The organism is Paraburkholderia lebeckiae (assembly GCF_014201005.1).
Classification (GTDB): Bacteria; Pseudomonadota; Gammaproteobacteria; order Burkholderiales; family Burkholderiaceae; genus Paraburkholderia; species Paraburkholderia tuberum.
Genome location: NZ_JACHDK010000004.1, coordinates 229,835 through 242,585, shown reverse-complemented (window position 1 = coordinate 242,585; position 12,751 = coordinate 229,835). Strand labels below are relative to the sequence as shown.

General features: G+C 62.7%; 11 protein-coding genes. 6 read left to right on the top strand and 5 right to left on the bottom strand.

Features of this window, described 5'->3' with window-relative positions:
• Positions 1-76: 76 nt before the first annotated feature.
• Positions 77-481: a LysR substrate-binding domain-containing protein gene (locus HDG39_RS35815; protein ID WP_409259188.1), complete on the top strand. Its 405-nt coding sequence runs from the start codon at positions 77-79 to the stop codon at positions 479-481.
• A 37-nt stretch (positions 482-518) separates the two neighbouring features.
• Here the strand turns inward: HDG39_RS35815 and HDG39_RS10285 are convergent, their stop codons facing one another.
• The 4 genes from HDG39_RS10285 to HDG39_RS10270 form a co-directional block, all read right to left on the bottom strand.
• Entirely contained in the window at positions 519-719 is a 201-nt protein-coding gene (locus HDG39_RS10285) for a DUF3562 domain-containing protein (protein WP_184005592.1), read from the bottom strand.
• A 137-nt stretch (positions 720-856) separates the two neighbouring features.
• The gene (pstS, locus tag HDG39_RS10280) at positions 857-1,891 is read right to left on the bottom strand and encodes a phosphate ABC transporter substrate-binding protein PstS (protein ID WP_184005590.1); all 1,035 of its coding nucleotides are present in this window, start codon (positions 1,889-1,891) and stop codon (positions 857-859) included.
• Between the two features lie 249 nt (positions 1,892-2,140).
• On the bottom strand, positions 2,141-3,943 hold the full coding sequence (locus tag HDG39_RS10275) for a thiamine pyrophosphate-binding protein (protein ID WP_260327721.1): 1,803 nt from the start codon (positions 3,941-3,943) through the stop codon (positions 2,141-2,143).
• Between the two features lie 354 nt (positions 3,944-4,297).
• Complete coding sequence (locus HDG39_RS10270) at positions 4,298-6,037, bottom strand: methyl-accepting chemotaxis protein (RefSeq protein WP_184005588.1); 1,740 nt, start codon at positions 6,035-6,037, stop codon at positions 4,298-4,300.
• Positions 6,038-6,474: 437 nt separating this feature from the next.
• On the opposite strand from HDG39_RS10270, the gene HDG39_RS10265 reads away from it, so the two are divergent.
• From HDG39_RS10265 to HDG39_RS10250, 4 genes are read left to right on the top strand one after another with little or no spacing between them, the layout of a single operon-like run.
• Positions 6,475-7,551 (top strand): LLM class flavin-dependent oxidoreductase, encoded by a 1,077-nt coding sequence (locus HDG39_RS10265; protein ID WP_184005586.1) that lies wholly within the window; start codon positions 6,475-6,477, stop codon positions 7,549-7,551.
• An 18-nt stretch (positions 7,552-7,569) separates the two neighbouring features.
• A complete protein-coding gene (locus HDG39_RS10260) occupies positions 7,570-8,385 on the top strand; it encodes a class II aldolase/adducin family protein (protein ID WP_184005584.1) in 816 nt (271 codons plus the stop codon).
• On the top strand, positions 8,385-8,981 hold the full coding sequence (locus tag HDG39_RS10255; RefSeq protein WP_184005582.1) for a cysteine dioxygenase family protein: 597 nt from the start codon (positions 8,385-8,387) through the stop codon (positions 8,979-8,981). The genes HDG39_RS10260 and HDG39_RS10255 overlap by 1 nt, the downstream gene beginning before the upstream one ends.
• Positions 8,978-10,585, top strand: coding sequence for a rhodanese-related sulfurtransferase (locus tag HDG39_RS10250; RefSeq protein WP_184005580.1), 1,608 nt, complete (start codon positions 8,978-8,980; stop codon positions 10,583-10,585). The genes HDG39_RS10255 and HDG39_RS10250 overlap by 4 nt, the downstream gene beginning before the upstream one ends.
• Before the next feature lie 52 nt (positions 10,586-10,637).
• Here HDG39_RS10250 and HDG39_RS10245 read toward each other — a convergent pair whose 3' ends face one another.
• Positions 10,638-11,549: a LysR family transcriptional regulator gene (locus tag HDG39_RS10245; RefSeq protein WP_184005578.1), complete on the bottom strand. Its 912-nt coding sequence runs from the start codon at positions 11,547-11,549 to the stop codon at positions 10,638-10,640.
• Positions 11,550-11,750: 201 nt separating this feature from the next.
• On the opposite strand from HDG39_RS10245, the gene HDG39_RS10240 reads away from it, so the two are divergent.
• Positions 11,751-12,707: an ABC transporter substrate-binding protein gene (locus tag HDG39_RS10240; RefSeq protein WP_260327670.1), complete on the top strand. Its 957-nt coding sequence runs from the start codon at positions 11,751-11,753 to the stop codon at positions 12,705-12,707.
• Positions 12,708-12,751: the final 44 nt, after the last annotated feature.

The window sequence follows — 12,751 nt, the reverse complement described above, 5'->3', positions numbered from 1 at the left end:
GCACATTGCGCGCCTGGCGCCGTCCCGCGTTATGTCGGGCATAGTCTGTGCGTCTCATCCAGATATCCTGAGGTCCATGACTATGCTCAGGAGGCTCAAAAGCGTCACCACGGCGGCCAGAATCGCAGCGAGATGCAAACCATCCTTCTGCAAGATGATTGAGCTCCGGCCGCACCATCGACCCGAACAGCCCCACGTTGATCAGAAAAATTGCCGGCCAACCGAAGCGGTCGACAATCCTGAAGCGCTGCGACGGGCGGTGTTGCGCGGCAAGGGCACCGCAATGCTGTCCGAGATTCTGGCGGCCGCGGATCTGCGAGCGAAGCGGTTGATCGAACTGCTGCCGGCGTTTGCCGCGCCCGAGCGGCCACAGAATCTGCTGTATCTGCGTGAGCGACAGACGTCGCCGAAGCTTCGGAGCTCTATTGAATTCATTGTCGAGCGCTTCGGCGCGGAGGCGGCATCGCACAACGGCGATTGATCAAAAGTAGACGAGCCTGAACGCTCGGCACCGACTCTCAACGCGAATCCCGCACTTGCCGCCTACGCAGGTCGTCCCGCACACGACGAGCGACCAGCACCGTCAGGTAGTCCGTAATTCGTGCACCTTCGCTGTATTCAATCCACGTCTGCGCGTACATCTGCGAGACCGTTTCCTCAGGAGTGTCGGTAGCGGTGGCAATCTGCCTGATGACATCCTCGACGTTGCGCGTGACCATTGCCTGCTCCGAGCGTGCGGTGATAAAGGATCGTCACACACACGTTACCCGCCTCATGCGTCAGTCAATTGACCTGCGTCAATTGATTTCGCCCATGCTCGATCACGAGCTGTTTGAGGCGGGTTGCGCCGAGGCCTTCACTGAAACACTGGCTTTCCCGCCGCGTCCTTGACCTTGGTCTTCCATTGCGCGCGGATTTCCGACACGACCGAATCCGGCAGCGAAATGTAGTCGAGATCGCTGGCAGCCTGCCCGCCGTTCTTGAACGCCCAGTCGAAGAACTTCAGCGTTGCCGCGCCTTGCGCCGGCTTGTCCTGCGTCGCATGCAGCAGCACGAAGGTCGCGCCGACGACCGGCCACGCGTCCTTGCCGGGCTCGTTCGTCAGGATCTGATAGAAGGACGTCTTCCAGTCCGCGCCCGAGGCGGCCGCCTTGAAGGTTTCGGTCTTTGGCGCAACCACGGTACCGGCCGAATTCTTCAGGCTGGTGTAGGTCATGTTGTTTTGCTTCGCATATGCCCACTCGACGTAACCGACCGCGCCCGGCAGGCGTTGCACGAACGCGGCGACGCCGTCATTGCCCTTGCCTCCCGTACCGGTCGGCCAGTTCACCGTCGTGCCTTCGCCGACCTTCGACTTCCACTCCGGGTTCACCTTCGACAGAAAGTTCGTCCAGATGAAGCTCGTGCCCGAACCGTCGGCGCGGCGCACCACGGCGATGTCCGTATCTGGCAGCTTCATACCCGGATTCAGCGCGGCGATCGCCGGATCGTTCCATTTCTTGATCTTGTTCAGATAGATGTCGCCAAGCACGGCACCCGACAGAATGAGTTGACCCGGCTTCACGCCGGGCAGGTTCACGACCGGCACGACGCCGCCGACCACGGTCGGGAATTGGAACAGGCCAGTCTTCGCCAGTTCGTCGTCCTTCATCGGCGCATCGGAACCTGCGAAATCAACGGTCTTCGCGAGGATCTGCTTGATGCCGCCCGCTGAACCGATGCCTTGGTAGTTGACCTTGCCGCCTCCCGCCTTATGGTAGGCGTCAGCCCACTTGTTATAGATCGGGGCCGCAAAAGTGCTGCCCGCGCCGGTGATGTCGACGGTTTGCGCTTGCGCGGCCGCGAGCGGTAGAGCAACGGCAAGAACTGCAATTCCTCGTTTGAACAGCATGGTTTGCCTCCACGAGATTGACTGACCGGTTCAATGGTTGCAGCAGACTACGCGCCGCGATCCCTCTCTTGCGCATTGCGCAGGCCCCGGCGTGCCCATCGCCGCGTCGAGCCTTGCCATCGGCTCGAACGTCTAAACTTAGGCGGTTCGAATGACATTTCGTTGACAACTGCGGCGCGGCGTTCAGACGGTTTGATTGCGGCGTCGTTCAGCAATGCGGTTGGCTTTGTCGCGTTGAAGGATGGAATCTCACGGACAGGCTTCGGCTTCTGCATAGTACCGGTTCGGCGCGGGGAAAACTCCGGTGATGACTTCAATCAGAAAGGGGCCGTCATATTGACATGCTTCACTCAATACGCCATCAAGCTCGTCGATGCGCTCAACCGCGCGCGCGGCCACACCGATCGATGATGCAAAAGCCGACCAGCTATGAGAGGGCAACTTGGTGAACTGCTCTGAAATCGAACCACTCCTGATAGCGTCGATATGGATTGCGCCATGCGCGGCGTTATTCAGAACCACGTAGATTACCTTCACGCCGTATCGAGCCGCAGTCTGAATCTCCATGCCGTGCATCATCATGCAGCCATCTCCCGTCACCACAACACACGGGCGTTCTGGGGCCGCGAGCTTGACGCCGATTCCGGCTGCGATGGCCCAGCCCATCGGGGCGAGCGAGCTCGACGAAAAGTAGTTGCCCTTACCTGACGACAGCCAGTAATGGGCCATGAAGATGCGGTGGGCTCCGGAATCCACCACGACGTTGCTGTCCTTCGGCAGCATCCGGCACAAGTGCTTAACTACGTCTCCAGGATATAGCGCTTCGTCACCGCTGGAAACTCGGGCTCCTGACTGCTCAAACTGGTGGTCGTACAGGGGGGTCTCGTTGATCTCGGCAATCCACCCCTTTCTTCTTTGCAGTGCTTGCGGCAGCCCGGGAGGGTCGTCCGCGGCTTTCTGAGCCAGCAACCGGAAGCTCGCGGAAATTCCGGAGAAGATTCCCTGACGCGAAATGTGCCCCATCGCCGGTGAATCGAAGCTGTCATCGAAGATGAATAGCTCCTTCCCTTCTGCCAGCCTCCTGCTCCAGTTCATGCTGTCTCGCTGGTTCAGGTCGCTACCAAACACGACTAGTACATCAAGTTCGTCGGAGTTGATCACCCGTGCAGCGCGCGAATGACTTGAAAATCCGTACACACCTAGTGCAAGGGCATGTTGCTCAGGAAATGCACCTTTTCCCGATAGCGTCGTTGCGACTGGAATATGGAATTTTTCGGCGACATCGAGAAGAAGCCTGGCAGTTTCCGCATCATTGCCGCGACTTCCGACCAGAAACGCGACCTTCTTCGACTGAAACAGATACTGGTCGCACAGGGCTTCGAGAGCGGCACGGTTCGCGGGCACTTCGCACGCGTTAAATTCGCGGTGAGCGTAGGGTTGCCGTGCCACGTCCTGACCGGGCAGGACATCCTGCTTTTGAACGTCTACGGGAATACTGATGAATGACTGCGCTCGACGCATCCAGTTCAACCCTTCGGTCGCACGACGCATCTCGGCCTGAGTATTTTCCTTGTTCTTTAGCTCGACGATATCCGTCACCAGACTTCTGACCACGCCGCTTTCAAAAATACCTCCAGGCGTGGCATCCTGGAACGCCCCTTTGCCTTCCGCGTGCGACGAGATTCCGCCGGCAATATAGAGCATCGGGATCCGGTCTGCGTGAGCGGCAGCCATGCCGGGAACGAAATTCATCGTGCCCGGGCCGGAAATTCCCGCGCAAACGCCGAATTTCCGGCTGGCGCGTGCATAGCCATCGGCCATGAAAGCACTGCCAGTCTCGTGAGCGCCTACGATTCCGCGAATCAAGGGGGAGTTGTCGATTGCGTCCAGCAGCGGATAGATCAGTTTTCCCGGGACCAGGAACACATGATCTATTCCGGCGGACTCCAACGACTTCACAACCATTTTCGACACATTGAGCGGAGCGTTCGATCCCATAGTTTTGGTTACGATCTGACGAGATACCGTTAATCGAATCTCACCGCTGCGCATCTGCACGTCACGCGCTGCATGTCGGAGCGACACGAGACGAGATCGGCGATGGCCAGTGCGCGGAGACGGCGAGACGACGTTCAAGGCGCTGCACGTCGAGTGCAGTCGCGCATCACGCTATTTCCTCGAACCCGCTTGACCGGCGGGCCCGGGTGTCTCCGTCCACAATCACACGCCCTGGCTGCACTGTTGATCATCCACGCTGCCTGCGTGCCTGAGGCAGTCGCCGCGGCGCATTGATAACCATCCGGCGCACGCGTATCGCGGATCTTCGCCCGCTCAACTCCCGCGGGGCTGGCACGCGCCGACGGTATGAATCGACGTCATCCAGCACCCGGAACCGGTCGGAATCGCTCAGAATTTCTGCCAGTCCGTCTCAGTCGCGGCGGCGACGACTACCGGACCTTCTGAAGAGGGGACTGGTCTCCTCGCAACCTTTGCCGGTGTTACGGCAGAGGACGGGGCCCGGTTCAGGGCCGTCCGTTGCGGTACTGCCGCTTGCGTCGTCGCTCGCGATGAAGCAGCCTTCTCGCCGTTGACCTTGAAAAATGCGACCGTCTTGCGCAGGCTTTCCGCTTGCTGAGCCATTGTCTGGGCTGCCGCCGACGCTTCCTCGACAAGCGCAGCGTTTTGCTGTGTGACCTGGTCCATCTGGTTGACCGCCTGATTGACCTGTTCGATACCCGTGCTTTGCTCGCTCGATGCCGACGAGATTTCGCCCACGATGTCGGTCACGCGCTTCACTGACTGCACGATTTCCTTGATCGCACCACCCGCTTCTTCGACGAGCGCCGAGCCTGCCTCCACCCGGCTTACGGAGTCGGAGATCAACTCCTTGATTTCCTTCGCGGCAGTGGCACTGCGCTGCGCGAGCGTGCGGACTTCACCGGCGACGACAGCGAAGCCGCGCCCCTGTTCTCCCGCGCGGGCCGCCTCGACCGCTGCGTTCAGCGCGAGGATGTTGGTCTGGAAGGCGATGCCTTCGATGACGCCGATGATCTCGGACATCGTGGTCGAGCTGGTTGAGATGTCACGCATTGTCTCAACCACGCGCCCGACGATCTCGCCGCCATGTTGCGCGACGCTCGAGGCTGTACCCGCGAGCGTGGCAGCCTGCGTTGCATTGTCCGTGTTGTGGCGGACCGCCGCAGTCAGTTCCTCCATGCTGGAAGCCGTTTCTTCGAGCGACGCCGCCTGTTGCTCCGTGCGGCTCGACAGATCCAGATTGCCTTGTGCGATCTGCGCACTCGCAGTCGCAACACCTTCGGCGTTCTCGCGCACCTCTGACACGACCCGCACCAGGGCATCGCACATGGCTTTCAGCGACGCCATCAGGCTGTTCGTGTCGCCGGGCCGCAGGGCGATACTGATGTTCAGGTCGCCGGCCGCCACGCTTCTGGCCACCGCAGCAGCCGTCGCCGGCTCCGTACCCAGTTGCCGCGTTACGCTACGCATCATCCATATGCCGATTCCCACGCCGATCGACACGGACATCGCCACGAAGACCAGCATCAGGTTTCGACCTTGCTCGTACACGGCATCGTTGGATTCAGCTGTGCGTTGCGCGTCGGCCTGTTTCAGGGCAACCAGATTGCCCATCAGCACGAGGGTCTTGAAGCCCTTCCGGTGGTACTCGCCCAGCATGTATTCGGTCAGGCTGTCCCGATCCCCTAACGCCGCGGCGTTGATCTTGCCTTTCATTTCATTGAAGGCCTGGATGTAGTCCTGCCAACCTTGATCGAGGTCGGCGAACGTAGCCTTACCTTTGTCGGTATAGACGAGCGGCTCCGCCTGATTGAGGTGCTCACGTGACGAGGCAAGGGCCTTGTCAGCTTGATCGAGCGAGCCAGCCCGCTGTGCGGCCGTCGTGGCCAGAACCGCGTTGCGCAGATAGGTACCGACTCGCAGTACGTCGGCGTTAGCCTGCTGTATCAGGTTGAGCCCGACAAGGTCCTGCCGATACGTCTTGTCTGCGTTCGCACTGATCTCCGCCATGTTGCGCAGGCCGATCCCGCTGACAACAGCGCTGATGATCGAAACCAGGATGAAAGCACTGATCAGCTTGGCGCCGAGTTTCATATTGCCGAAATTCATAGTTCGCTTTGTTGAGAATGTCAGAGCCCGAACGGATAAGCCGGTTCATCACCGCTTTGGCGCCCGCTGTAACACAAGGCCATGCCGACGCGAAACGCAGTACCGGACCTAACTGGTTATCGGCAACACGCTCCATTTCTTCAGATGTATAGCGGGGTCATCGCGAAGTTTTTTTACATCCCTGTAAGAGAGCAGGAATGCTCCATTTGGAGCCGATGAAAGTGCCAATCGGTGCACGCACTCGTGTCGGCCGCACTCGTTCGGTGCAAAGCTTTCGGTCGCCCCTAACATGCACGCTCTATATCTTTAGCTAAATATAATATTTATCGTTTGCATAACCCGGTGATAGCCTGAATTCGTCTCGCAGGCGTGCACCGCATCACGTCTGCTTCCGCTTCCATTTCTCCATCGAAACGAATATCCGGAAAGGAGCTACCGTGAGCATCGAATTCATCGGCATGATCCAGCAACGCAAGGTCTCGGAGACGCATGCTCCGCAAGGTCCCGCGATCGACACCGACTACGTGCGCGCATTCGCGCAAGCCCACGAAAACGCGGGCTTCGACCGCATCCTCGTGCCCCACGGTTCGACCAGTCCCGACGCGACCATCACGATCGCCTATGCGGCGAGCGTGACGTCGCGCGTGCATTTCATGCTCGCACATCGGCCGGGCTTCGTCGCGCCGACTTTGGCCGCGCGCCAGCTTGCGACGCTCGATCATTTTTCCGGCGGCCGCCTCGCGGTTCATTTCATCTCCGGCGGCAGCGACGAAGACCAGCGGCGCGACGGCGACTTTCTGAGCCATGACGAGCGTTACGCGCGCACCGACGAGTATCTGCAGATCTTGCGCCGGGTCTGGACCGAAGAGCGCCCGTTCGATCACGAAGGCCGTTTCTACCGCTTCGAAAAAGCCTTCTCCGATGTGAAGCCGAAACAGACGCCCCACGTGCCGATCTTTTTCGGCGGTGCGTCGGAACCCGCGCTCGCAGTCGCGGGCAAACACGCGGACGTCTACGCGCTATGGGGCGAATCGAAACAGCAGGTCCACGAGCAGATCACGCGCGTGCGAGCCGAAGCCGCGAAACACGGCCGTAGCGTGCGCTTCTCGGTGTCGTTCCGGCCGATCCTCGCGTCGACGGAAAAAGCCGCGTGGGAGCGCGCCGAACACATTCTCGACGAGACGCGCCGGCTGCGCGTCGAGCAAGGCTTCGCGCGCGGCGGCCCGCAGCAAAGCGAAGGTGCGCGGCGTCTGCTAGCGGCGGGCGGCGACGGCGTGCGCGCGGACGAGCGTCTGTGGACCGCGGTCGCCAGGGAGATCGGCGGCCGTTCGAATTCGACGGCGCTCGTCGGCACACCGGCACAGGTCGCACAAACGCTCGCCGAATATCACGCGCTCGGCGTCACGACGTTCCTGATCCGCGGCTTCGACCCGCTCGAAGACGCGATCGACTACGGCCGCGAACTGATTCCCGCCACGCGCGAACTGACGTCGCGCGCCCGCCATGCGGCATAACAGGAGCGTGACGACCTCATGAGCACCGTACTCGCCGATACGCCCTCGCTTGCGTTGCGCTCCACCCCGCTGCGCAAATTCTGGTTCGACGACGAAGCCGAGCCGCCGCGCTCGCTCGCGCAGGAGCGCCTGCACCGGCAACAGCGCCTCGCCGGCGCGTTCCGTCTATTCGCGCGTTACGGCTTCGCGCAAGGTCTCGCCGGTCACATCACCGCGCGCGATCCCGAATGGACCGATCATTTCTGGGTCAATCCGCTTGGCCGGCATTTCGGCCGCATTTGCGCGTCGGATCTGTTGCTCGTCAACAGTCACGGCGAGATCGTGATCGGCGACGGTCCCGTCAATCAGGCCGCGTTCGCGATTCATGCGGCGATTCACGAGGCACGACCCGACGTGGTGGCCGCCGCGCACACGCATTCGCTGTATGGCAAGGCATGGTCGACGCTCGGGCGCAAGCTCGATCCCTTGACGCAGGATTCCTGCGCGTTCTACGAAGACCATGCGCTGTTCGACGACTTTCGCGGCGTCGTGCTCGACACCTCCGAAGGCGCGCGCATTGCGGACGCGCTCGGCTCGCACAAGGCCGTGATCCTGAAGAACCACGGCATCCTGACGGCCGGTCCTTCCGTGGAAGCGGCCGCGTGGTGGTACATCGCGCTCGACAACGCGTGCCATGCCCAACTGCTCGCGCAGGCGGCCGGCACGCCGCAGCCGATCCCGCACGACATGGCGGCCCTCACGCATCAGCAGGTCGGCCGCGCGAACGGCGCGCGACACGCGTTCGACAGCCTGTATGAAGGGCTCGTCGAAGCCGAACCGGAGCTGCTCGACTGATGGCCATTCACAAACTGCGGCGCTTTGTCGGCGACATCGCGGCGCTCGTCGATTCCGGCGTGAACGAAACCGCATTGCTCGAACAAGGCGCACACGCGCTGCGCGAACTGATCCGAGTCGACGACTGGCTGCCGGACGCATACGTGCAGCCGTCCGTCGAGCGCTATCAACAGTTCCTGTTGTATGCCGATGCGCGCCAGCGCTTCAGCGTCGTCAGCTTCGTGTGGGGACCGGGCCAGCAGACGCCGATTCACGACCACACGGTGTGGGGCTTGATCGGCGTGCTGCGCGGCGCCGAACTCGCCGCGCCGTACACCCGCGACGACGACGGCACGCTGCGTCAGACGGACGCCGCAGTGCGCCTCGAAGCCGGCGACGTCGAAGCGGTATCGCCGGAGATTGGCGACATTCATCGCGTGCGCAACGCCTACGACGACCGCACGTCGATCAGCATTCACGTGTACGGCGCGAACATCGGCGCGGTGCGCCGCTCGACATACACGCCCGTTGGCCTGCCGAAGCCCTTCGTCTCCGGCTATTCGAACGACACCCTCCCCAACCTGTGGGACCTCAGCAAGGAACAGCATCACCGATGACGACCTATCCGGTTCGCACCTACGAAGACGTGCGCGAAGCGCTGCTTGCGCGCCGTGAGATCGCGCTGCTGGACGTGCGCGAAGAAGACCCGCATGCGCAGGCTCATCCGCTGTTCGCGGCCAATTTTCCGCTGTCGAAACTCGAACTCGACGCCTATACGCGTCTGCCGCGCCGCGACGTGCCGATCGTGCTGCTCGACGCCGGTGAAGGACTTGCCGCGCGCGCCGCCGACAAGCTGACGGCGCTCGGCTATACACAGGTCGCGTTGCTCGCGGGCGGCCTCGACGGCTGGACCCGCGCCGGCGGCGAGGTGTTTCGCGACGTCAACGTGCCGAGCAAGGCGTTTGGCGAATTCGTCGAAGCGCATCGGCACACGCCGTCTTTGTCGGCCGAGGCCGTCGAGACGCTGCTCGTCGATGGCGACGAAGTCGTCGTGCTCGATGCACGGCGTTTCGACGAATACCAGACGATGAACATCCCCGGCAGCGTCAGCGTGCCCGGCGCCGAACTCGTGCTACGCGCGCGTGCGCTCGCGCCGGACCCGAACACGCGCGTGATCGTCAATTGCGCGGGACGCACGCGCAGCATCATCGGCGCGCAGTCGCTCGTCAACGCGGGGTTGCCGAATCCGGTGGCGGCGCTGCGCAACGGCACGATCGGCTGGACGCTCGCGGGACAGTCGCTCGAACATGGCAGCAACCGGCAGTTCGATCCGCAAGCAGGGCTCGACGCGGACAATCTCGCCGCTTCACGTGGCGCGGCGCGCGCGCTCGCGGACCGCGCGGGCGTAAGCCGCACGACAATCGACGAAGCCGCGCGCTGGGCCGCCGAAGCGTCGCGCACCATCTATCGCTTCGACGTGCGCACGCCCGCCGAATACGAACGCGCGCATGCGCCCGGCTTTCAGGGCGCACCGGGCGGCCAGCTCGTGCAGGAAACCGAGATGTTCGCCCCCGTGCGCGGCGCGCGCGTCGTGCTGTTCGACGACGACGGCGTACGCGCGAACATGACGGCCTCATGGCTCGCGCAAATGAACCTCGACGTGTATGTCGTCGAGGGGGCGACGCCGCAAGAACTGAGCGCGAGCGGCGCATGGCGCGGCGCGACGCCAGAGCCGGCGCCCACACCTACCGTGTCCGCTGAAGACCTGGCCGCGCTCCTGGCGGACCCAGCGAGCGGCACTGTCGTGATCGACGTGACGGCCAGCGCAAATCATGTGAAAGCCCATATTCCGGGCGCCTGGTGGCTCGTGCGATCGCGACTGTGCAACACCGCCGACGATCTCCGCACGCTCCCCGACGCGAAACGCTACGTGGTCACGTGCGCGACGAGTACGCTCGCGCCGTTCGCGGCACCGGAAATTGCCGCGCTGACGGGCAAGCCCGTGCAGGTGCTCGAAGGCGGCACGTCCGCGTGGATTCGCGCGGGCCAGCCGACCGAAACCGGCGACGCTCATCTCGCGTCGCCGCGCATCGATCGTTACCGGCGTCCGTACGAGGGAACCGACAACGCGCGCGAAGCGATGAACGCGTATCTGGAATGGGAGTACGGCCTCGTCGCGCAGCTCGAGCGCGATGGCACGCATGGCTTTTTCGTGATCTGATCGACGGATTCAACGCGGGCGCCGCATCAAGCGCGCGCCCGCATCGCCGTTGTTACGCCGCGCGCGACATGCGCGCCGCCTTGAAGCTCTGCTCGACGCTTTCCGACAGCACGGCGAGCGCCGATTGCATCTTGCCGAGCGCGCGCGATCTGACGATCCACACCGCGATCTCGGGTTTGAAGTCGCTGACCTGAATCACGTCGAGCTGCGCGGCATGCGCACTGATGCGCAACAATGGCAGCGGAACCAGCCCCAACCCGACGCCATCGGCAACGAGGCCCAGTTGCAGTTCCGTGCCGAGCGTTTCGAGGTTGAGCTTCAGCGCGTAGCCTTGCGCGGCAAGCGCCTGCTGCAGCCCCGCCCGAAAACCGCAGCCGTCGGGATTCAGCACCCACCCATGAGACTGACATTCGGCCAGTGTATGTACGCGCTTTTTCAGACTCCCCTTTTGCGCGACGACAGCGAGCTTCAGTTCGCCGAGCGTTTCTCCGGCCAACGCATCGGGCAACACGCGATTAGCCGGCAACAGCACGATTGCGGCATCGAGTTCGCCGTCCTCGAGCTTCTGCAGCAACGGACTGCCCCATCCCGTCGACACGCGCGCCCGCAACTCCGGATGCGCGCCGCGCAGCGCATGCAACGCCTTCAGCATCGCGACGTCGGCGACCGTCTGCGCGACGCCGAGGCGCAGCACGCCGGCAAGCGGTGCGTCGTCGGTGACGAGATGCCTGAGCGCATCGACTTCACGGACGATCGCGCGGCACTGCTCGTACACGGCGCGGCCCATCGGCGTGGTCTTCAGCGGCTTGGTGTTGCGGTCGAGCAGCTCGACGCCGAGCGCTTCCTCGAAGTTCTGGATGCGTCGCGTGACGGCGGGCTGCGTCAGCGCGAGAGAATCGGCAGCCTGACTCAGCGACTGGCTGCGCACGACGGCGACGAAGGCCTCGATTTCATCGAGTTTCATGGAATGTTGTGTCCCTGGATGAAACGTTGAACGGTGCGCACACGCATGACCTTTTGCATGAGCTTAGCGTGTCGACGCACCGATGTTCAAGCGGCGCGCGCTTTCCTCGCTCGCATATTAACAAAGCAGAACAATGCGTTTGCCTTATAAAACGCGCGTACGTATCGTGTGCTTTTCCACATGGTCCCGCGCGTTCTTCCCATGTCCTCTATTGCGAATCGCTTTCTACTGAAGTTTTCCGGTCTTCTGCTCGGCGCGCTCGGCGCGCTTTTACCCTTTGCGGCGATGGCCGATTCCACGCTCAAGGTCGGCGACCAGCAGTTGCAGACTCGTGGCATTCTCGAAGCGTCCGGACAACTGAACAATCTTCCGTACAAGATCGAATGGTTCAACTTCCCGGCCGCGCAACCGCTCGGCGAAGCGCTCAATGCGGGCGCGATCGACGTCGGCGGTCTCGGCGATGCGCCGCTGATCTTCGCCTACGCCGCAGGCGCGCGGGTGCGCGCGGTGGCGGCGACCCGCTCGATCCCGCGCGACCTCGCGATCGTCGTGCCCGACGGCTCGCCGATCAAAACGGCTGCCGATCTGAAGGGCAAGCGCATCGCGACGACGCGCGGCTCGATCGGCCACTACCTCGCGATCGCCACGCTGGAGCGCGCCGGCATCAAGCTGTCCGACGTGTCACTGCGTTTCATGCAGCCGGCCGATGCGAAAGCGGCGCTCGCGTCGGGCAACGTCGATGCATGGTCCACGTGGGACCCGTACGTCGCGCTCGCCGAGCAAAAGGATCATGACCGCAGCATCGCCAACGGCATCGATCTTTCGTCGGGACTCAGTTTTCAGGCGGCGACGCAGACGTCGATCAAGGACAAGCACGCGGAAATTGCCGATTTCCTGAAACGCGTCGCCGCCGGCCAGCGCTGGGCGCTCGCGCATCCGGACGAAGTCGCCGCGATGCAATCGAAGGTGACCGGCTTGCCGCCCGACGTGCTGAAAACGGTCTACCAGCGCGCGCAACTGCACCCCGTTGCGATCGACGACGGCCTGATCGCCGAGCAGCAAAAGACCGCGGACCTGTATCACCGCGCGGACGTGATCAAGACGCGCCTCGATGTCACGCCAAGCTTCGACCGGCAATTTCCGCTCGACGCGCGATGACATCGCAGGTATCCAGGCAACCCGCAAGCGCAACCAATCCCCTC

Bases quoted from the DNA above. Each gene is read 5' to 3' on its own strand.
- HDG39_RS10250 (WP_184005580.1), top strand. From the start codon at position 8,978: ATGACGACCTATCCGGTTCGCACCTACGAAGACGTGCGCGAAGCGCTG.
- HDG39_RS10260 (WP_184005584.1), top strand. From the start codon at position 7,570: ATGAGCACCGTACTCGCCGATACGCCCTCGCTTGCGTTGCGCTCCACC.
- HDG39_RS10245 (WP_184005578.1), bottom strand. From the start codon at position 11,549: ATGAAACTCGATGAAATCGAGGCCTTCGTCGCCGTCGTGCGCAGCCAG.
- HDG39_RS10285 (WP_184005592.1), bottom strand. From the start codon at position 719: ATGGTCACGCGCAACGTCGAGGATGTCATCAGGCAGATTGCCACCGCT.
- pstS (WP_184005590.1), bottom strand. From the start codon at position 1,891: ATGCTGTTCAAACGAGGAATTGCAGTTCTTGCCGTTGCTCTACCGCTC.
- HDG39_RS10275 (WP_260327721.1), bottom strand. From the start codon at position 3,943: ATGCGCAGCGGTGAGATTCGATTAACGGTATCTCGTCAGATCGTAACC.
- HDG39_RS35815 (WP_409259188.1), top strand. From the start codon at position 77: ATGACTATGCTCAGGAGGCTCAAAAGCGTCACCACGGCGGCCAGAATC.
- HDG39_RS10270 (WP_184005588.1), bottom strand. From the start codon at position 6,037: ATGAATTTCGGCAATATGAAACTCGGCGCCAAGCTGATCAGTGCTTTC.
- HDG39_RS10255 (WP_184005582.1), top strand. From the start codon at position 8,385: ATGGCCATTCACAAACTGCGGCGCTTTGTCGGCGACATCGCGGCGCTC.
- HDG39_RS10240 (WP_260327670.1), top strand. From the start codon at position 11,751: ATGTCCTCTATTGCGAATCGCTTTCTACTGAAGTTTTCCGGTCTTCTG.